We start from the raw sequence: 20263 nt of genomic DNA, 5'->3' as shown, positions 1-20263 counted from the left end.
CGATCGGGAGCACGCCGACCGACAATCTTCGGATAAACATTCTTCAACGGAACACCCGAAGCCATGCCCCAATACCTTCTCGCCATGACGATTTTCGGCACGATCGGTCTTTTTGTTCGATTTATCGATCTGCCGAGCGAAATGATCGCACTCGTCCGCGGCGGGATCGGCGCCCTCTTTCTCTTTCTCATCATTCGGCTGCTCGGCAAGCGACTCGATCGCTCGGCAATTCGACGCAATTTTCCTGCACTCTTCATCGGGGGTGCAGCGCTCGGCTTCAACTGGATCTTCCTCTTTGAGGCTTTTCAGCGCACGAGCATCGCTTCGGCAACACTTGCCTACTACATGACGCCGATCATTATCATCCTGCTCTCACCCGTTGTACTGCGCGAGCGGGTGTCGGCCTTCAAAATGTGCTGCGCTGCGACAGCGCTTTTCGGCATGTCGCTCATCTCGGGCATTTGGTCGGGCGACGCGCCCGAGATCGACGGCATTCTGATGGGGCTTATCGCCGCGTGCTTCTACTCGACGCTCGTCTTCGCGAACAAGTTTCTCAAAGACATCGGCCCGTACGACACCTCGAGCATGCAGCTTTCGCTCTCGGCATGCGTGCTCCTGCCCTACGTACTCTTTTCGACCGATTTTTCCAGCTTCTCGCCCGACACCACTTCGATTCTCTTCGCGGTTGTCGTTGCCGTGCTTCACACGGGGGTGGCCTACGGGCTCTACTTCTCGGCCATTCCGAAGCTTGAAGCCGCACGCATTGCGATCTTTTCCTTCGTCGACCCTGCAGTCGCCATTCTTCTGTCGATCTTTGTTCTCGGCGAAGCCATGACAACGGCCGGGATCATCGGTGCCGTTCTCATTCTCGGCGCAGCGCTCGCAAGTGAACTCGTCGGCCTTAAAAAAGCAGCTTGAAGCGCAACCGCCATTGCGGAACGACTGAAGTCGCAAGTCCTTCGTTTTCAACGCTTCGCGGCACGCTCGCCATCGGACGGCATCGTTCACGATCGCCGTCCTTTTTTCGCACCCAAGCAACTCGGGGAAACGCTATTATTCGCGTCGCCGTCCGCACTCCTGCGAACGACCGCCGGACGGGACGACCCGCCCGGACGATGGTGATTTTTTCATCCGGGGACGACCCCGAAAGGTATTTCATCATGGCCTGGGCATGCGTTTTGATTGCCGGCATTCTTGAGGTTTTCTGGTCCTTTTCGCTTAAAGCGAGCGAAGGCTTCACGAAGTTGGGGCCTTCGGCCGCAACGATCGTTTTCATGATTCTGAGCTTTGTCGTTCTCGCGCAAGGCATGAAGTCGCTGCCGCTCGGCACCGCTTACGCCGTGTGGACCGGAATCGGCGCCGTGGGGTCTGCACTCGCGGGGATTCTCATCTTGGGCGAATCGGCTTCGATCCTTCGCGTCTCCGGCATTGCGGCGATCGTCGTCGGCATCGTCTGCCTGAAACTCGCGCATTAACCGATATCGCGTGTTCAAACGGGCCTTCGGGTCCGTTTTCTTTTCTAGAAGGAGCCCGCCATGCCGACCGATTTCCAGATGACCGCAGACGACATTGAGACGCTTCCGCTCACGGCTACGCACTGGGGGCTCTACCGCGCGCTTGTCGAAAACGGGCGTCTCAAGCGCCTCTACCCGTGGTCGGGCGACCTTGCGCCCGACTTAGCGGCGCGGCACGCCGAAGCGATCGCGTCGCTCCCATACGAAAACCGCATCCTTTCGCCGATGGTGCGCGAAGGCTTTCTGAAGCGTGGTCCGGACTCGCGCGCCGAGCGCGGACGAGAGCGCTTTGTCGCCGTCTCCTGGGATGAAGCCTTTGCACTTGCCGCACGTGAAATCCGGCGCATCTATGACGACTTCGGCCCCGATGCCGCTTGGGGCCGATCCTACGGCTGGATGTCACCGGGCCAGGTCAATTCGGCCGTCACGCTCGCGCGCCGCCTCCTCATGCTGATGGGCGGCTACGTCGAGTGCAAAAACAGCTATTCGACCGCCGCAATCTCGACGATTCAGCCTTATGTCGTCGGCTACCCGGACCCGAAATCGACCGCCTGGCCGCAAATTCTCGAGAATGCCCAACAGGTCGTGCTTTTGGGTGCCGATCCGCTTGTGACGAACGACATCGACTGGTCGACAACGCGTCACAGCGGCATTGCCGCTTTTCGGGGGCTCGCCGCAAAAGGCCTGCCCGCGTTCGACATCAATCCGATCCGTACAATTTCGGGTCAAGCGCTCAACGCCCGGTGGGTGCCGGTGCACCCGGGCACTGACACGGCGCTTCTGCTCGCGCTCATTCGAACCCTTTTTGATGAGGGACTTGCCGACATCGACTTTCTCGAACGCGCGACAACGGGCTGGCGCGAACTGCGCGCGCACGTTTTCGGGCGCCTACCCGAATCTGCGGGCGGCGACGGCATCGACAAGACACCCGAATGGGCGGCCGAGCGTACGGGCATCGATCCCGAAACGATTCGCACGCTCACACGCCAATTCGCCCGAAAAGAGACGCTGATTCTGCTCGGCTGGGGGCCGCAGCGTGCCCGATTCGGCGAAATGCCGACATGGGCCGCGTGGGCGCTCGCAGCGGTCCTCGGCTCGATCGGACGCCCCGGGGGCGGCATACTCACGAACCTCCACTACTCTTCGGGCGGCTTACCCGACTCAAACGGCCCGCGCTTGGGCGGTATTTCCGCGCGCCCCGATCCCGTTCGCTCGTCCAAACCGAAGCGCCTTCTCGAACCCGTCCCCGTAGCGAGCATTACCGAAGCACTCCTGCATCCTGGAAAAACGATCGACTTCAACGGCCGCAAAGCGACGCTTCCCGACATTCGCCTCATTCTTTGGGCGGGCGGCAATCCCTTTGCGCACCAACCGCAGACAACGCGGCTTCGCGAAGCCTGGCGCAAGCCCGAAGCGGTGATTTGCGTCGAGACGCACTGGACGGGCACTGCCCGGCACGCCGACATCGTGCTTCCGGCCGCGACGACCTTCGAGCGCTCGGACATCACGACGATCGGCACCTACCCGAACGAGGGCATCGCCTACATGCCGAAACTCATCGACCCGGTGGGCGAAGCTAAATCCGACTTTGAGATTTTCCGCGGCCTTGCCGCAGCGCTCGGCATGGAAGCCGAGATGACCGAGGGACTTGACGAAACGGGCTGGATTGAGCGGGTCTACGACGACCTCGGTCGCCGAGCCCGTTTCCGCAGTCTCACACTTCCGCCGTTTGAGACGTTTCGCCGTGCGGGCGTGCTGCTTTTCCCGGAAGCCCCGGCCGAAAGGAACTACGTCGCCTTTGCGGACTTTCGGCGCGACCCGAGCGCATATCCGCTCATGACGCCTTCGGGGCGCATCGAACTCAAGAGCACGCGCGTTGCGGCCTATCACTACGACGACTGCCCGGGGTTGCCGAGCTGGTTCGAACCGCCCGAAAGAGAAGCCTTGGCAAAACCCAACGCATTTACGCTCGTGACGCCCAAAAGCCGCGATCGCCTGCACAGTCAGCTCGGCGGTACCGCTCGAGCGCGCGCGGCCGCCGAAATCAACGGTACGGAACCCGTCCTTCTGAACCCGGCTGATATGAAGAGACTCGGGCTAAGAACGGGAGACGCGGTGCTTGTGTACAACAAACGCGGTCGAATCCGCACACACGTTCAGGCAAGCGCCGACGTGCGCACGGGTGTTGCCGTGATTCGCCACGGCGCGTGGTTCGATCCCGAGGAGAAAACGAACGGAACGCTGCTCGACCGACGCGGCTGCGCCAATACGCTCACGCTCGACCTTCCTACGTCAAAACTCGCCCGCGGCAACATAGCCCACGGCGGCATCGTTTTTGTAGATAAATGGGCTGCCGGCAAGTAAGTGGGGCGAGACGCAGCCTGCCGTTGAAATCAAGTTCACCGACATGTTCGGCTATCAGGCCTTCCCGGTGAGTGTTGAGAAGGCCTTCTCGAAGTAAACACTTCTTCGCCGAGACTTCGGCTTGCACAAAAGTTCCGTTCGATTTCAAAAGTCGAACGGGACTTTTCGTTCACACAGCATATTTCACGATTACTGTAACCGCGATCCTTCGAACGCCGTCCTTTATCTCTTTATGCGTCACCGGTTCTGACCGAGAACCTGAAGACTGCGCCTAAAGGAAAGGCTCTCCTCGCAGCAAAGGTCTTCCTTTTCTGAGGTGCAGCGTCCCCGCAGCTTGTGTGCATGAGGCTGCGGGGATTTTTTGAGTTTTAGTCTACGCCCCGATCAGGCACGACCTCTCAGCATGAAGGGATCTTCAAGTCCCGAAAACTCTGCCGGAATCGGCTCAAGCGAATCCGCCTCGGTTTCGGACTCTGTCTTTTCAAGTTCGCCCTCAGGAAGCGGCTCAAAGACGACGTCGCCGCGGTACTCGAGAGGCAGCCCCTCCTGCCGATAGGTCTTGATGCCGCCCTCCCGAATGGAAGCCGTGAGCGCGTTCTCTGCGGCAAAGAAGGACGCGGCCGCCTTTTCGAGGACGCGGAAGTCCCACGCCAAGAATTCGAGGTACCCGAAGCGCGTGCCGTCCGCGCGCCCGATGAAGCGCACGTGTTCAATGCCGACGCCCTCGCGGGCAACGTGCGAGCGAAAGGCCTCGCGTACGGCATCGGCACGTTCAGCGGACATTTCTCCCTCGGCAAACGAGAAGTAGACGAAGCCCGCCACGGCGCCCGCGAACTCGAAGCGATTCTGGTCGGTCGCCTCGTCCGCGAGAAACTCGTTCATGAGCGACGGGCAAAGGGTCTCGCCCGGACCGACGTCGAAGTAAAAGCCCGATTTGGGGTACGACACTTTGTGCCAGAAGCTCACGGGGCTTTGCAGAAGCTTTTCGTAATCGAAATCGACGGACGCGGGCTCCGCTTCACGGAAATAGTCGCCGAGCTCCTCCAAGGAAATGCCCGCTTCCTTCGGACAGCCGTCCTTCGAGAGAATGGCGCGGCAGCTCTTCACCCAGCGCTCGGTCTGCGCGTCGCCGATCGCAAAGCGCGTCACCATCTGGGCGAGAAAATGAAGACGAGGCTCGGCTTCTGCGGGGAAACGCTCGAAGTCGGGCGAATAAATCGCGAAGTCATACCCTTCGCCGCTGCGCTGCGGCCAGACGGTCATCCGATCGATCGCCATTTCTACGTTGAACATTGTGATGCTCTGCGGAAGCATGATCGGGGGATTGCCCACAATCACCGACCAGCGGTCTTTGAGCGCGTCGGGGCAGCGGCGAACGAGCTCGAGCATCATGAGAAGCAGCGGACGGTCGCCCATCGGCAAAAAGGCGAGCGTCGCCTTTTCGGGCGAAAGCCGCGGGAACTGGAAGCCCCAGTTGCAGTTAAAGGGCGCGGCAAGCACATTCATGCGCTCGAGCGCATCGTTGTCGTTGTCCTCTGCGAGCAGGCGGCGAAGCTCCGCCTCGCTCGCTTCGAATTCGCGCCAGAAGCGCTCGATGCGCGCGCGATAGGGTTCGGCAAAATCGGGCGAGGAGAAAGACTCAAGCGCGAGATAAAGCCCCGCGAGCGTATCGATATCCGTCTGATCGGTGGTGCGCGCCGTCTGCAGACAGCTCGCAGCCGGCCCAAAACGCTCTATTTTGGCAAAAAGCAGACCGATCAGACGACCGTATTCCTTCGTGTCCGAGAACTTGCCGCAGGTGATCGTCGTTTCGAGCATCAGTCGGTTCATCGCATCGACATCCGACGCGTCCGCCGTGTTGACGATGAGGACAAGTTTCAGGTACTCAAAAACGGCAAGTTCACGGAAAGCCGCCGGAAGCGTGTCGAGCTTCGCGAGCGCGCCGCGCATGCCGTACGTCTCGACGAGCTCAACCGCCTGCTTCATCCCCGCCTTGATGTCAAGGATGTTGATGACGCCGTCCGCGCCGATCGACGAAGCGTGCTCGTCATGGAAATCGGCTTCCGAACCGCTCAAAAGCGCACGAATGCGTCGACGCCCGAGCACGAATTCCTTGAGCTCTTCGCTCGAAGGCGCCTCGAGATTCAAAAGCGCCTGCATCGTTTCGAGCCCGGGTGGCGCCAAGAAGAGACGGCACGCGTAGAGTTCCTCGCGACGAAGACGAGCGGCGCCGGTCGCCCTCGCGCTGTCGGCAAATACGGCCCAGACACGGCGGTGCGGCGAGATTTCAAACGCAAGAAGCGCGTCCGATCGCTTTTCGTCGAGCGACTTCACGAATTTGAGAAGGTGCCTGCGCACCTCATCGAGCCAAAGCCGCGGCAGCGCCGAAACGCCCGCTTCGTTGAGCGGAAAAAGGAGTCGAACGGCGCGACCGTTGAGCTTCACCGTGCCCTGCGTGTAACCCAGGAAATCGTCGCAGCTAAAAACGTCCTCGCCCGAAGCTTTGCTTTCTTCACCCGTGAAGACCGGCGCCAATGCTTCGAGGCCCAGCGTCTTCTTCACGGCTTCGAGCTTCTCGATGTCAACGCGCTCGCACGTCGTGCAAATCAAGCGGTTCAAAAGCCCTTCAACGAGCCGCGCGTCATCAAACCGAAGATGGTCGACGGGGCGCACCACGGCGCGGCGCTGCAGCTCGGCAAATCCCCCGCCCTCGCTATAAATCTCAACGAGCACCTTGTAGGCGTCCGAGTCGGAACCGATCGCTTTCGCCCGTTCCATAAACGCGTCGGCGTTCCCCGTCTTCAGTTCGCGCGCAAAGAAAGCTGCGAATGCAAGCGCTTCGACATTGTCGGGCGCTACTGCAAGAATCGCATCAACCTCGCGGCTAGCCGCCTCGACGAGCCCGCAGTGCAGGAGCACAAGCGAACCGTTGAGCCGCGTATGAACCGCTTCGGGCTCGTTCGCAACGAGCTTTTCAAAGAGGCGTTTGGCTCGCAGCGCCGTGAGGTAGCCGCCGTCGGTCGCATAAATACTCGCGCGTACCTCGGTAAAGTTCAAATCCGCCTGCGCTTCTTCTCGCGTAAAGCGCCCAGCGCGAATGCCTTTTTCGATAAAAGCGTCGAGCTCGGAAAGTGCCTTCCGATAGTCGGCGATCGCGAGTCGAATAAGGCGCTGCATTTCCTCTTGTTCGTCGGGTGCAAGCGCAATGCGCGTCATTTTTTCTTTTTGATTGTTCATGCGTATTGGTATGAGTTGAACGCTGCCGAGAAGCAACACCATACAGCAAAATCGACCGACCATGGCCCGGAGGCGCGCTCGGGCGCCGCGCTTGAGGCGAACGCGAACATGCAACGCTGCCGCCCCGCGTTCAAAGCCGGCGAACAAGGCCGAACGCTCGAGAGCACCATGCCGAAAAGGCACGAAAAAAGAGCCGACCCGCGAACGGCATCGGCTCCGCAACGACCGCTTCGGCTCCTGCGGTCAAACGTTTGCATTGATGGCGTATCGGCTGCCCGGATCGCCCGAGGAAAAGCGAACAGCCGAAAACGCGCTTTGCCTGGACTACTGGCGCTTGGGCAAAAGTCCCACGCCGTCGGCCCCGGCTTCGGGTGCCGCGGGCATGCCGAGCTTCATCATCTTGTCGATGTCGCTTTTGGGCTTGGGCGGCACCGGATCCTGCGGCACCTTATCGAGCCCGCCCATTTGGAGCGCGATATCGATCTGCTGCGAAAGCGCATCGTGCACTTCGTTGCCGCTCGGAATCTGCGAGCGCAAGCGATTGAAAAGAATCGCCGCCCCCGCATAATCGGCCTTTTCGAACGCAGCCGCCGCACCAATCATGAGCCCCTTCTGGTGATAAGGGTCGATTTCGAGGCACTTCTTCGCGTACTCGGCGACCTTATCGGAAATATGACCGTCGCCGATTGCGATCAGCACGTCGGCCAATTCCGCATACGCGTTGGCATCCTTCGGGTTGAGGCGAACGACGTTCTCATAGGCAATCTGCGCCTGCGAGAGGTTGCCCGTCGAGTTGTAGCGGTCGGCCAGGATTTCCCAGGCTTCCAGGTTGTCCTTGTTCTTTTCGAGCGACTTTTCGAGCGTCTCGACCGTGTCGGCCAAATTGAGTTCGGCTGCAGCCTGCTGCTGCGTAAGCCGCACCTGCTCGATCGCCTTTTCGTCGAGCGCCGAATAGTCGCCGTAGTAAAGGTAGAGCCCGGCACTCGTCGCAAACATGAAGACACCCACGGCCGCGGCCGTGATGGCAGGGAGCGACTGCGACGCGCGGTCCTGCGCACGGTCTTCCTGCGCCGTTTCGTCGATCACGCGAAGCGCGAGCTCGTTTTCACGCTCTTCGAATTCGGCCTGCGAAATGCGCCCGCCCGCAAGCAGCTCTTTGGCGCGCTCGTACTCGTAGCGAAGGCCCGCGACGTTTTCGTCGATGCGGCGCCATTCGCGCGTCGGATCGTCGGCGCCCGAGAGCAGACGCCAGACGAAAAGGCCGACGGCGCCCCCGGTGAGAAGAAGCGCGATGACAATGAAAATAATCTGAAATTTCATATCCATTCACCCCGCTCTCTTAAGCGCCCGCCTGGGGTCGAGCCGCAGATTTTTCAACGAATTCGCCGCTCTTGAAGACGAGTTCCCCGCGCAGAATCGCCTTGGCGCGCTCGATGTCGCGCGCATCCACGTTCGCCCGACGATCGCGTCGCGCCGCACGTCGGCTCGAGACGATGCGAAGGAGTGCCCAGATCGCGAGCCCGAAGAAGGCGATCGGACCGAGCCAAAGCAGGTACGTCTTGGCTTTGAAAGGCGGCTTAAAGAGCACGTAGTCGCCGTAGCGATCGACCATGAAGTCGATGATCTCCTCGTCGGTTTTGCCCGCCTTGATCTGCTTGGCGACTTCGCGGCGCAGGTCGATGGCGAGCTCCACATTCGACTCGGCAATGCTTTCGTTCGCGCAGACGAGGCAGCGCAGCTGCGTGCTGATTTCGTAGAGACGCGGGTTCGTCTTCGGGTCGAATTCAGCAGGCTGCGCTTCGTTGGGCTTGAGGCTTTCGACGCTGAAGCCCTGCGCGCCCGTCGAGGCACTTTCCATAAAGGCCTGTGCGGCGCGGCTCTTTTCCGAAGAAACAACCGAGCCCATCTTGCGCGGGGCATCCGCGCCCGTTTGCTCGGCCGCCGGCTGAGCTGCGGGCGAAGCAGGCGCTTCTGCGCGCACGGCCCCGGAGAATGTCCCCGCCGCAATGGCGGCGCTCAGCGCGAGCGAAATCCAAAAGTTTTTCTGCATCATTTGGCTTCACCTCCGAAGCGAGCGCCGCGGCGCGTCGTAAGCGCGAGCAGCCCGCCCAAGGCCATCAGGAGCGTGCCGTACCAGATGAACATCACGAAGGGCTTCACATAGGCGCGAACGACCCAGCCGTTGCCGTCGGAAGTGGGCGTCGCGAGCGACACGTAAACGTCTTCGATCGGCAGATGTACGATCGCCGCTTCCGTCATCGTCATGTTCTGCACGGAGTCGTAGTTGCGCTTTTCGGGATTGAGTTCCGTGATTTCGTTGCCCGAAGCATCGAGAATCGTGATCGAACCGCGCGCGCCCGTGTAGTTGGCGCCCCGGTATTCGGCCCAGCCGTTGTAGCGGAAGGTGATATCGCGAATCGTGACGACATCCTTCGGATACATGGTCATGTTGCGCTCGACTTCGTATTCGGAAACCGCCACGGCCCCGAAGATCACGAGCGCAACGCCGATGTGCGCAATGTGCATGCCCCACCAGGGGAGCGTCTGACCGAAAATGCTGCGTTTTTGCGCCGCAGCCGTGCGCGCATAGCGCACCCAGTCCGCAACGGCAGAAGTGACGATCCAGGCGGCGAGGAACGCGCCCGTCGCCATAATGAGATCGAACTCGCCCAAAAGAACGGGAACAAGAATCCCGAAAGCGAGCGAAACAACAAGCGGCACCCCGAGAAGCTTCGCGAGCTTTTCCGGATTCTGCTGCTTCCAGGCCGCCACCGCGCCCGGCGCCAGGAGGAAGGTCGTCGGCACCATCATCGAACCGAAGACGGCGTTGAAGTACGGCGCGCCGACGGTGATCTTGTCGCCCGTCACGGCATCAAGCAAGAGCGGATAAAGCGTCCCGAGAAGCACCGTGCCCATCGCGGCAACGAGGAGCAGGTTGTTGCCCATCAGCATCGACTCGCGGGAGCACCAGCCGAAAGCGCTCGTCGTCCCGACCGAAGCGCCCTTCCATGCAAAGAGAAGGAACGAAATGCCGATCACGAGGCAGAGGAAGACGAGAATGAACATGCCGCGCGTCGGATCGGAGGCAAAAGCGTGCACGGAAGTGAGAACGCCCGAACGCACGAGGAAGGTGCCCAAAAGCGAGAGCGAGAACGTGAGGATCGCCAGGAACACCGTCCAGATCTTGAAGACGCCGCGCTTTTCGGTAACGGCAAGCGAATGCATGAGGGCCGTGCCCGTGAGCCACGGCATCAGGGACGAGTTTTCAACCGGGTCCCAGGCCCACCAGCCGCCCCAGCCGAGTTCGTAGTACGACCAGTAGGCGCCGAGCGCAATGCCGAGCGTCAGGAGAATCCACGAAGCCGTCGTCCACGGACGCATCCAGCGCGCCCAGGAGACGTCGAGACGCCCGCCCATCAGTGCGGCGATCGCAAAGGCAAAGGGCACCGCAAAGCCCACGTAGCCGAGGTAAAGCATCGGCGGATGGAAGATCATCCCCGGGTCCTGCAGAAGCGGATTCAGGTCCGCGCCGTTCATGGCGGGCGGAAAAAGACGCAGGAACGGGTTCGACGTCGCGACGATAAAGAGGAAGAACCCGAAGGCAACGAGCGAGAGCGTGCCGAGAATGCGCGCGAGCACCTTCTCGGGAAGTCGGCGCGCGGAGAACGCCACGGCGGCCGTCCACCAGCAGAGCGTCGTCACCCAGAAAAGAATCGAGCCTTCGTGCGAGCCCCAGACAGCGGCAAGTTTGTAGTACCAGGGCAGAAGCAGGTTGGAGTTTCTCGCAACGTTCAACAGCGAGAAGTCGCTCGTGACAAAGGCGTACGCGAGCGCACCGATCGCAACGGTGGCGCTTACGGCAAGCCCGACGGCTGCAGCCGTGCCCGTACGCATCCAGCTGCGAATATCGAGCTGCGCACCCGCAAGCGAGAGCACGCCGCCCGCAGCAGCGATGACGAGCGAGAGGATAAGGGCAAATTGCCCGATCTCAGCAGTCACTTGGTCAAGTCCTTATGGCGAGGGTTTGCTTTGCGGCACCGACAGCAACCGAACGCGCAGCAAACGTGCTTCGCGCGCCGGGCGTCGGCTCCGAAAGCGAAAAAAGCGCCGCTCTCTTCATTCCGGGGAGCGGCGCTTTTCGCGGACGGCCGCCGCAGCTTTCGGGGCGGGCGGCCGCGGCATTCCGCAGTAGCGGAATTACTTCTTCTGTTCGACGTCCTTGATGTCGGCGCGAAGGATCTGGTCGTGGATGAAGGCCTGGACCTTGCGCTGCATCAGGAGGTGACGAACTTCTTCCTTGCGTTCTTCATACTTCGGGAAGAGCTGCGCGTCGCGAACATCTTCAACCTTGAGGACGTGGAAGCCGGCGGGCGACTGCACCGGGGTCTTGCTCATTTCACCCTTCTTGAGACCCTTGATGGCGTCGGAGAGCTGGCCCGTGTAGACGGAAGCGGACTGCCAATCGAGGATGCCGCCGACGGACTTCGACTGTTCGTCAAGGGACTTTTCAGCCGCAAGCTTCGCAAACGAAGCGCCGCCATTGATTTCCTTGATGAGGTCCTGCGCTTCCTTTTCCGTCTTCACGAGGATGTGGCGCAAACGGTATTCATGCTTGCCCCAGCGGTCGGCTTCCTTCTGGTACTGATCCTTCATCTCCTGTTCGGTGACGGGATTGTCCTTGAGGTAAGCGTTGACGGCATGCTTCATGAGAATCATGTCCGTCATCGTGGAGACTTCCTGCTTGACGGCGTCCTGCTTGTCGATGCCCTTGTCGCGAGCGTACTTGGCCATCACCTTGTATTCGGTGACCATCTGCTTGACTTGATTTTCAAAGTCGGGCGACGCGATCATCTGGTTGGCGTTGGGATTGTTCGCAAGCGCTTCGGCCGCTACCGATTCCTGCTGAGCCTTCGTAACGAGCTCGCCGTTGACGGTGAAGTCCTTGAATTCAGCCATGGCGGAGCCGGCAGCAAGCGCGAGAGCGAGGGCGGCGGCAATCGTGGTCTTCATCATTTTTTCCTGAGTCCTTTTTAGAAGAAATCGACTTTGCTAGCCTCCGCTCGTGCGCGTATCCACGCGGATCTCCTGTGGGCGGGGCCGAAACAACTCGAGAAGTTTTATACGCTTCTAAAATTTCGTGAACCTTATCGGAAAATCGGCTCGCGCCCGCGCGCTCCGCGCCCAGCGGCCGTTTCCATGCGCGAAGTTGCGCAGCCCTTCTTGCCGGGCTCCCTTCGCGCAAAGAAACGCCGCTCTCCTTCCGTGTGAAGAAGAGCGGCGGTTTCTCGAGCGCTCTGGCGAAGCAGCAAGCGGGACCTCGCAGCGATTGAACCCAACTTTCAGCAGCTGAGGAACGCCGTAATCAAATGCGCGTACGTGTCGTAAAGCGTCACAAGAGCGCGCTCATCAAAGTCGACGGCTGCTTCCCCCGTGTGCTCGGGGAGCGCCGCGCCAACCATAAAGTACCCGGCCCGCCCGCCCGACTCCTGAACGCGGCGCATCAAAAGCGTGCCGTCGTCCGAGCCGTTGTAGGGCATCGTCGGACCGATCTTGCGGCAGTAGCGCGCACGACGCGCACAAACCGTCACGAACTGCGTGATCGAATCGTCGGGAATGAAATCGACCGCTTCGCCCACGATGCGGCTGCGGCACTCGACGCCGAAACTCGCTGCGGCGCCGCGGGCGCGCATGAAGGCTTCGTCGGTAAGCTCCCGGTTGATGGCGGCCGTCTCGCCGCGCACCTCGACTTCCATCGTGGCGTGGCTCGGCACAACGTTGCGGCCTTCGCCCGCGTGAAGCGCGCCGACGTTGACGCGCGTCATGCCTTCGGCGTGGCGCGGCAGACCCATCACGTTAATTGCGGCATTGGCGGCCGCGAGCAGCGCATTGCGCCCGATCTGCGGCTGCATGCCCGCATGCGAAGGCTTGCCGGCAAATTCAAAGTCGATCTTCGTCGTGCAGAGGAACTTGTTCGGCGCCGCAATGACGAGACCGTCCTCAATATCGACGCCCAGGTGTGCGCAAAGCAGAATGTCGACGCCCTTCAAAAGATCGGACTGCAGAATCGGGTACGCTCCGCGCGAACCTTCTTCGGCGGGCTGAAAAATGAAGACGATGCGCCCGGAGAGTCGGTCGCGGTTGGCGGCGACGAACTTCGCGAGGCCGCTCGCAACGGCGAGGTGCCCGTCGTGGCCGCAGGCGTGCATGATGCCCGGACGCGACGACGCAAAGCCCTCCCGCGCGGGAATGTGCGAGGGATCGGAGGGCTCGTCCATGTAGATGGCATCGAGTTCAACGCGAATCGCGAGCGTGCGGCCCGGGCGCCCCGTGTCATACGTTGCTGCAAGCCCCGGGCAGTCGCCCATGCGCTCGAGGAACTGCGCATCGGCCCCTTCGGCTGCAGCGCGCGATTTTGCGCGCGCGGCTTCCTGAACGTCGCGGCCTCGAATGAATTCAGGCGCAATGAACTCGGGACCGAACTTGAGCTCAAAGCCGGCCTCGGAGAATATGCGCGCCATGAGCGCCGTCGTCTCGAACTCGCACCAGCCCGGTTCCGGATTGCGGTGGATCTGACGACGAATTTTGACAAGCATGCCCGGATCGACAGGATCGGTCCAGCCGGGCAGCAAATGCTGCATGCGATTGGTTTCTACGGCCGCACCTTGATCGAATTGTTCGGTCATAGCAGGGAAACTGAACTGGAATCGCCCGATAGCTCCGAAACCAACGAGCGACAGGTTGAGGGAAATACCTATTATGTGTGAGGTTATTTTACATGTCCGCTCAATCTGTCAACATTGGGAAAAGGTATTGGCGCCAAAAAGATTTGCCCCCAAATGCTTAGTAAACAATTATACGTAGGTAAAAGCCACCCCGATGTGGGCGTCGCCGGCAGCTGCAGCGCCCGCAATCAGGGCATGGGCGCGAGCGGCGCTTCGTGGAAGCGTTCGGGCGCAGCTGTACCGATCGGCGCGAGGAGCGGCGTGCCGTTCAGAATGACGCCCTCTTCGAGACTCGCCTTGAGGTCGAGCGAATAGTAGTTGCCCTCGTCCGAAACCTCCCGCTTCATGAAGTCGGCGAGTTCGAGCTCGCTCAGCGCCCGGCGCGAACCGCGCAGCACCGTTTCGGAGAGCCGCATGACGGATTCGGGCACACGTGTTTCGATCGAGGCCTCGATCGTAGGTTTGTGTCCGTCGCGCATACCGCTCGTGAGCTCGGCCGTAAAGGTCGCCGTTTCGCCCTTGTCCGTCTTGAAGGTGAAGGGCTTCACCGCGAGATGCATCAGGCCGCTCTCGCGCACGATGCGCTCGAGCTCAACGTCGTCGACGGGCCTCATGAGCGAAACGGGCACGTTCTCGGCATGCATGTCGAGCTCGATCGCCTCAAGTTCGAGTTTGCGGTCAAGTGCGGACTCGCGATTCACAAGAAGCTTCACCTCTGCATCCTCGGCCCGGAAGTTGTAGCGGCCGGAAATGACGCTCTCGCTTTGCGCGGCTTCCTGGTGCGCCTGCGCGCGCACGTCGCGGAATACCGCCGTGAGACCGCCGCGCCAGTCGCCCGCGAGGACCTCAACCTGTTCGGCGCGGCCGTTGTTTCTCACAAGGAACCACTCAAGCCCGCCCGCAGGCGTTTCGCGCAGATCGAAGAGATTCTCCGCAGCGGCATCCTTCGTCTTGAAGGAAAGAACATTCCCCGCAGGGTCCGTGAGCTCCGTGAGCAGATTTGCCGCACTGAATTTTGACTTGGCGCGGCTCTTGCTGAAGGTGAGCGAAAGCTTGATCGGCTCGCTCGAAGCAAGGTGCCACGTCATCGGGCCGACTCCGGAAGTCACCGTGCCGAGCCGCATATCGAAGGGCGTAGCCTCGAAGGCCAAGCGGAATTCGCCGGAAAAGAGCGACCAGCCGTAGCGCATCGAAAGGCGCGGGTGTCGACCCTCGAGCGCAGCCAAAAGGCGCGCCGAGCTCGGCGTGTCGTTGAGCGCAAAAATGTCACCCGTCAGCCCGAAAGGCCCGAAGTGCGCAACAACGTCAAAGTCGAGCGTAATGGGCGCTTCGGCCGGATTGTCGCTCAGAATGCTCGAAGCGACCGTGACGCGCAGGCGGTCGCGTCGCTCGAAAAAGCTCGACTCGCGCGGCTGCGCCGTGATGATAAGTGCGGGAGAAACAGACCCCGGTTCGACAAGCTCGGCAATCAAGTCATCCTGCAGATCGCGCTGCTTCAAGATATAGAGGCCGTCGGCCGCAATCAGGACGATGAACGCGGCACTCACCGCCCAGCAGTGCTTTCTGATGAATTCGCAGATAACCACCATGCTTAGAGCCCGTTTTCCTCTCGATTGCCCGCGCTTCTTCGAGAAGGCGGGGGGGTTGATTTTGGAGCGCCCGCCCGCTGCGGGCACCTCTTGTTGTTCTTCTTCACGCAGCCGCTGCAGAAAGCCGCTCGGCGCCGCCATGGGACGCCCGACCGCGTATTTCGCCCTATTATGCCGTCGCCGCTCTCCGCCTGACGAAGCGCGGGTACTCGAGAGCGGGACGGAAATGTTGCAAAATTCTTCTCGCCCGTGCGAGGCCGACCGCTTCCTCGGCGCTCGAGCACCTAGAATCGACTGCCGCATAAGCATTCCCAAGCACTTCCCCGATATTTTCGCCGGGCTGCGCAGCCGTTACGAATTGTCGCCTCTGCGCCACAGCCGCAACAGTTCGTTTTCGAGCGTCTTTCGCAATATGCTGCCTCTATTCGCCGCCACCTCTTCGATTGTGTCCCGTACGCCGTAAATTAGCGTTCTCCCTAATGAAACTCGTTGCTCGAAAAAGATCGCTATCAGGAGTCGCTTGCCTATAGAATGCGAATACGGGTATAAAGTAGCCCCTGCCGCGCCGAACGGCCGACCCCAGCTCCAGAGTGAGCAGCCGGTTTCGGTGTACCGTGGAAAGAAGCCTTTCTCTGTCCCTGCCGTCAAGATACGCTGCCAGCGGCAAACTCGGAGAGGCATTTTTGCGCGCCCTGGTTTCGGCTGTGGGGCTTGCTTCCCGATAGGAGGCCCAGAAAAATGACTCATCTCGATCCGAGTATTCGCGTTCCCATTGACGCGGACAATGTCGCCATCTGGCGCGACGAATCCCGCTGCGTCAAGTGCACGCTCTGCTCGCAGGTCTGCCGCGACGCCATCGGCGTGCTCGGCAGGTACGATCTCGCTCAGACGGGCGGGCGCGCCATCTGCACCCACTGCGGTCAGTGCGCGGCGGTCTGCCCCGTTGACTCGATCCGCATCCGCAGCGAATGGGCTGCGGTGAAGGACTGCATTGCCGACCCTGAGAAGATCGTGATCTTCTCCACGTCGCCCTCCGTTCGCGCCGCGCTCGGCGAAGCCTTCGGCCTTCCCGAGGGGAGCTTCGTCGAAGGCAAGATGGTGGCGCTGCTTCGCAGACTCGGCGCCGACTTCGTGCTCGACACGAATTTCGCCGCCGACCTCACGATCATGGAGGAAGCGAGCGAACTCATTGAGCGCGTGACGAAGAAAACGGCGCCGCTGCCGCAGTTCACAAGCTGCTGCCCGGCCTGGGTGCGCTGGTGCGAAACGTTCCACCCGGAAATGCGCCCGCACATTTCGTCCGCGAAGAGCCCGATCGGCATGCAGGGCCCGACGATCAAGACGTACTTTGCCAAGGCGCGCGGGCTCGACCCCAAGCGCATCGTGAACGTCGCCGTCACGCCCTGCACCGCCAAGAAGGCCGAAATCCGCCGCGAAGAAATGAACGCCGCGGGCCGCCACCTCGGCATGCCCGAGATGCGCGACATGGACCACGTCGTTACGACGAGCGAACTCGCAGAATGGGCCAAAGCCGAAGGCATCGACTTTGCGTCGCTCCCCGACGAGCCCTATGACAATCTCATGGGAGCGGCTTCGGGCGCAGGCGTCATCTTCGGCAACACGGGCGGCGTCATGGAAGCGGCGCTGCGTACGGCCTACCGCTTCATCAACAAGACCGATGCGCCCGATGCGTTCTACGAATTCAAGCCCGTTCGCGGAATGGAAGAAGTGCGCGAAGCCGAGGTCGATCTCGGCGCGGCGAAAATTTCGATTGCCGTCACATACGGCACGGCCAACGCCGAACGTTTGATTCGCGCCATTCAGAGCGGCGAGAAGCACTGGGACTTCGTCGAGGTGATGACGTGCCCGGGCGGCTGCATCGGCGGGGGCGGACAGCCCAAGGCCTTCGGCGACGACCGCACGAAGCGCATTGCCGCACGCAACGCCTCACTCTACAAGCGCGACGCGTCACTCGCCTGCCGTGCGAGCGACGCCAACGAAGAAATTCAGGAACTCTACCGAAGCTTCTACGGCAAGCCTCTTTCGCCGCTCGCCGAAGAACTTCTTCATACGACCTACACCGACAGAAGTCGGGACTTGAAATTAGGAGAAAAGAAAATGAAGTATCGCTGCAAGGTCTGCGGGTATGTCTACGAAGGCGACGAACTGCCCGAAGGCTACGTCTGCCCGATCTGCCACAAGGATGCGTCCTTCTTTGAAAAGGTCGAAGAAGAAAAGAAGTGCTGCGGCAAGCTCGCCGGCACGAAGACGGAAAAGAATCTGCAGGCCGCTTTCGCCGGCGAATCCCAGGCGCGCAACAAGTACACGTACTTTGCCGAAGTCGCCAAGCGCGAAGGCTACGAACAGCTCGCGGAAATCTTCCTGAAGACCGCACGCAACGAACAGGAACACGCCCGCCTCTGGTTCGAAGCCCTGGGCGGCATCGGTTCGACGGCTGAAAACCTCAAGGCCGCCGCCGAAGGCGAAAACTACGAATGGACCGACATGTACAAGACCTTCGCTGAAGAAGCCGAAGCCGAAGGCTTTACGGAAATCGCCGCTCGCTTCCGCCTCGTCGCCGACATCGAACGCACGCACGAAATCCGCTACCTCAAGCTCCTTGAAAACGTCGAAATGCAGCAGGTCTTTGAAAAGGCCGGCCAGGCGATGTGGGAATGCCGCGTCTGCGGTCACCTCGTCGTCGGCCCGAAGGCCCCCGAAGTCTGCCCGGTCTGCGGCTACGCCCAGGCCTTCTTCGAAGTGCGCGCCGAAAACTACTAATCGACGCCGTCAGCGGCCGCAGCCTGCGCCTTGAGTTCCGCCAGGGACTTCCGGCAGCGCCGGCGGCCGCCGAAGAAATCGAAGCCCGAATCGCGCTGAGCACGGTTCGGGCTTTTCTTTGCGTGGCGCCTGTGGTGCTACCAAAGCGCCGCCGATCAGCGAAGTCTCGCGGCGCGGCAGGCCTCAACGACGTACGGATTCTCGTTCTTCTGGAGCGCCCGAATGCGATCGGCGCGCTCGCACTCCCACTCGGTCGCCGGGTAGAGCTTATTCCAGCTTTCCATCAACTTGCGCTGCTGGCTCGAGAGCCGATACTGCGGATAGGCGGCCGCCATATAAAGCGTCGCGCGCGCAATTTCGCCTCGCGCATATTCGGGCGGCTCTGCACGGCGCCCGTCGATCTTCATTTCGCACGTGCCGAACGTGTTGGGCACGCCCGAAAGCATCGTGAAGTTGTAGTTAGATCGCAGCGCGTTCACGGCGCCGATCGCGGGAAAGAGGTTGTACATGTCGGCCTGCATGTAGCGGAAAGTTTCGTTCGCCTTTTCCGCGCACTTGCGCCCCTTGAAGCTACGGCCCTTGTTGTCGACGCAAACGTCGGCGCCTTCGCGCCACTCGACGAAAAAGCGACCGAAGTTTTCTGCCGGCACGACATGCTCCCATTCGACGCGCACCGCACGCTTTTCGTGCTTGGGCGTCTTAAAACCCTCGGGCAGCTTTATGTTTTTCTTTTCGTCGAAGGGTGCGCGGCAATAGAGCGTCACACGGTGGTCGAAGTACACCGAACGCTCAAGCATTCGCTTGGCTTTCGAAAAAGAATCGTTGACCGTATTGCCCTCGATATTTTGAGCAAGCAGCATGCCAGCATAAAGCGCGGAAATGACGGCGGCCGCACCGATCGCTGCACGCTTCGTAAAACGCTTTTCGCCCGCAGGCACATTTGCTTTTGTCACGTTGTTATCCGTTTCCATATATAATCCGCTTCAAGCAGATTCGCTTTAAGAACGCCAAAGGTTTTACAGCAATCCGCTTCGATTGCTTGATGCTTGTTTTTCCCGGAGATTCGCAGCGCTACGGCGCACGGAACCCGAGAGAAAAAGCGCCTGAGAACAGGCGCCGACCATTTTACGCATTTCAAACACGAAAAAGCGTGAATTTGTGTATCGGCTCTTCTTTTCTCTTCATTGAGGCGAAAAACCGGCAATGCCGCCGGTTTTCCGTCTTTATTTTTGAAATCGAAGCGCATCTATAAATGCGAAGCAAGCGGTGATAGAATTCGAGACGTGCTTTGAATCAATGGCGAGATAGCCTCTCAAAATACTTATGCCGAAAGCCGGCAATGAGAGAATCGGTATTTCATGCAGCGCTTGAAAGATTTTCAGCACCTTTGCTTTTTGTCGTAATCAGCGAATCATTCGACAATTCAATTATTCATTTCGGAGACAGATAGAAAATGAAGCCCGAACTGCAGAAGATCCTGGAAGAAATTGAAGAGCTTCAGAACCAGATCAAGGTCAAGCAGGAACAGGCTCGCAGCCTTGCCGTGGATGAAGCCCAGCGCCTCATCTCCGTGCTGCAGATCAATTCCGGCGAACTCAAGTTCGGCAAGGAAGAAAAGGTCGTGCGTCCGCGCCGCGGCGTCGCTGCCCCGAAATTCCGCAGCCCCGACGGTTCCCGTACTTGGTCGGGCCGCGGCCGCCAGCCCGCCTGGATGGCCGACCTCCTCAAGCAGGGCTACAGCGAAGACGATCTCCTGATCAAGGACGAATAATTCGCCCCGATGAGACCGGCCGGGTGCCGGTCCTCGACCTCGGAAGCGCCGCACGTGCAAACGCGCGGCGCTTTTCCTTTGTTCGTTTGGTTTGTTCGTTTGGTTTGTTCCGCCGGGGCATTCTGCGCGTCAGCCGCCTGACCTCTTTCAAATCACCGTTCCCCGAAACCGGTTAAATCTACCGGTTCCATTTCCATTCTTTAGGGCAGTTCAACCCCGGAATGGAGGGCATTTATTCGCACTCTTGGCAAGAGCCTGGCGCCGTACGGTTGTTTCCATTCCACG

At 60.4% G+C, this 20263-nt stretch carries 14 protein-coding genes; 5 read left to right on the top strand and 9 right to left on the bottom strand.

Translation table 11 applies throughout. The annotated features are described in order from the left end of the window. Positions 1-63: 63 nt before the first annotated feature. From H6A60_RS07255 to H6A60_RS07245, 3 genes are all read left to right on the top strand, one after another. Positions 64-918, top strand: coding sequence for a DMT family transporter (locus H6A60_RS07255; RefSeq protein WP_205102837.1), 855 nt, complete (start codon positions 64-66; stop codon positions 916-918). 242 nt (positions 919-1160) lie between these two features. Then, the gene (locus H6A60_RS07250) at positions 1161-1475 is read left to right on the top strand and encodes a DMT family transporter (RefSeq protein WP_205102835.1); all 315 of its coding nucleotides are present in this window, start codon (positions 1161-1163) and stop codon (positions 1473-1475) included. Positions 1476-1535: 60 nt separating this feature from the next. Beyond that, entirely contained in the window at positions 1536-3878 is a 2343-nt protein-coding gene (locus H6A60_RS07245) for a molybdopterin-dependent oxidoreductase (RefSeq protein ID WP_205102833.1), read from the top strand. Positions 3879-4262: 384 nt separating this feature from the next. Here the strand turns inward: H6A60_RS07245 and H6A60_RS07240 are convergent, their stop codons facing one another. From H6A60_RS07240 to H6A60_RS07210, 7 genes are all read right to left on the bottom strand, one after another. Continuing rightward, complete coding sequence (locus H6A60_RS07240; protein ID WP_205102831.1) at positions 4263-7094, bottom strand: tetratricopeptide repeat protein; 2832 nt, start codon at positions 7092-7094, stop codon at positions 4263-4265. A gap of 345 nt (positions 7095-7439) precedes the next feature. Continuing rightward, on the bottom strand, positions 7440-8441 hold the full coding sequence (ccmI, locus tag H6A60_RS07235) for a c-type cytochrome biogenesis protein CcmI (protein WP_239477646.1): 1002 nt from the start codon (positions 8439-8441) through the stop codon (positions 7440-7442). 13 nt (positions 8442-8454) lie between these two features. After that, positions 8455-9168, bottom strand: coding sequence for a cytochrome c-type biogenesis protein (locus H6A60_RS07230; RefSeq protein WP_239477645.1), 714 nt, complete (start codon positions 9166-9168; stop codon positions 8455-8457). Further along, positions 9165-11114, bottom strand: coding sequence for a heme lyase CcmF/NrfE family subunit (locus tag H6A60_RS07225; RefSeq protein WP_205102829.1), 1950 nt, complete (start codon positions 11112-11114; stop codon positions 9165-9167). The genes H6A60_RS07230 and H6A60_RS07225 overlap by 4 nt, the downstream gene beginning before the upstream one ends. 198 nt (positions 11115-11312) lie before the next feature. Further along, complete coding sequence (locus H6A60_RS07220; protein ID WP_205102827.1) at positions 11313-12128, bottom strand: peptidylprolyl isomerase; 816 nt, start codon at positions 12126-12128, stop codon at positions 11313-11315. A gap of 326 nt (positions 12129-12454) precedes the next feature. After that, a complete protein-coding gene (locus H6A60_RS07215) occupies positions 12455-13798 on the bottom strand; it encodes an amidohydrolase (RefSeq protein WP_205102824.1) in 1344 nt (447 codons plus the stop codon). A 227-nt stretch (positions 13799-14025) separates the two neighbouring features. Further along, the gene (locus H6A60_RS07210) at positions 14026-15426 is read right to left on the bottom strand and encodes a hypothetical protein (protein ID WP_205102822.1); all 1401 of its coding nucleotides are present in this window, start codon (positions 15424-15426) and stop codon (positions 14026-14028) included. Positions 15427-16164: 738 nt separating this feature from the next. Between H6A60_RS07210 and rbr the strand changes: the two genes are divergently transcribed. Further along, entirely contained in the window at positions 16165-18207 is a 2043-nt protein-coding gene (gene rbr, locus H6A60_RS07205; protein ID WP_205102820.1) for a rubrerythrin, read from the top strand. 155 nt (positions 18208-18362) lie between these two features. Here the strand turns inward: rbr and H6A60_RS07200 are convergent, their stop codons facing one another. After that, positions 18363-19160, bottom strand: coding sequence for an endonuclease (locus H6A60_RS07200; protein ID WP_338054848.1), 798 nt, complete (start codon positions 19158-19160; stop codon positions 18363-18365). Further along, positions 19157-19453, bottom strand: a complete 297-nt coding sequence (locus H6A60_RS07195) for a hypothetical protein (RefSeq protein WP_205102818.1) — start codon at positions 19451-19453, stop codon at positions 19157-19159. Before H6A60_RS07195 ends, H6A60_RS07200 begins: the two co-directional genes overlap by 4 nt. 207 nt (positions 19454-19660) lie before the next feature. Here H6A60_RS07195 and H6A60_RS07190 point away from each other — a divergent pair, with 207 nt between their 5' ends. Continuing rightward, positions 19661-19978: an H-NS histone family protein gene (locus tag H6A60_RS07190; RefSeq protein WP_205102816.1), complete on the top strand. Its 318-nt coding sequence runs from the start codon at positions 19661-19663 to the stop codon at positions 19976-19978. Positions 19979-20263: the final 285 nt, after the last annotated feature.

The sequence above is a fragment of the Sutterella massiliensis genome, assembly GCF_016899755.1.
GTDB lineage: Bacteria > Pseudomonadota > Gammaproteobacteria > Burkholderiales > Burkholderiaceae_F > Sutterella > Sutterella massiliensis.
Note: the sequence above shows the minus strand (reverse complement) of the source record. Positions and strands in the feature narration are given on the sequence as shown.

Bases quoted from the DNA above. Each gene is read 5' to 3' on its own strand.
- H6A60_RS07255 (WP_205102837.1), top strand. From the start codon at position 64: ATGCCCCAATACCTTCTCGCCATGACGATTTTCGGCACGATCGGTCTT.
- H6A60_RS07250 (WP_205102835.1), top strand. From the start codon at position 1,161: ATGGCCTGGGCATGCGTTTTGATTGCCGGCATTCTTGAGGTTTTCTGG.
- H6A60_RS07245 (WP_205102833.1), top strand. From the start codon at position 1,536: ATGCCGACCGATTTCCAGATGACCGCAGACGACATTGAGACGCTTCCG.
- H6A60_RS07240 (WP_205102831.1), bottom strand. From the start codon at position 7,094: ATGACGCGCATTGCGCTTGCACCCGACGAACAAGAGGAAATGCAGCGC.
- ccmI (WP_239477646.1), bottom strand. From the start codon at position 8,441: ATGGATATGAAATTTCAGATTATTTTCATTGTCATCGCGCTTCTTCTC.
- H6A60_RS07230 (WP_239477645.1), bottom strand. From the start codon at position 9,168: ATGATGCAGAAAAACTTTTGGATTTCGCTCGCGCTGAGCGCCGCCATT.
- H6A60_RS07220 (WP_205102827.1), bottom strand. From the start codon at position 12,128: ATGATGAAGACCACGATTGCCGCCGCCCTCGCTCTCGCGCTTGCTGCC.
- H6A60_RS07215 (WP_205102824.1), bottom strand. From the start codon at position 13,798: ATGACCGAACAATTCGATCAAGGTGCGGCCGTAGAAACCAATCGCATG.
- H6A60_RS07210 (WP_205102822.1), bottom strand. From the start codon at position 15,426: ATGGTGGTTATCTGCGAATTCATCAGAAAGCACTGCTGGGCGGTGAGT.
- rbr (WP_205102820.1), top strand. From the start codon at position 16,165: ATGACTCATCTCGATCCGAGTATTCGCGTTCCCATTGACGCGGACAAT.
- H6A60_RS07195 (WP_205102818.1), bottom strand. From the start codon at position 19,453: ATGCGCTTCGATTTCAAAAATAAAGACGGAAAACCGGCGGCATTGCCG.
- H6A60_RS07190 (WP_205102816.1), top strand. From the start codon at position 19,661: ATGAAGCCCGAACTGCAGAAGATCCTGGAAGAAATTGAAGAGCTTCAG.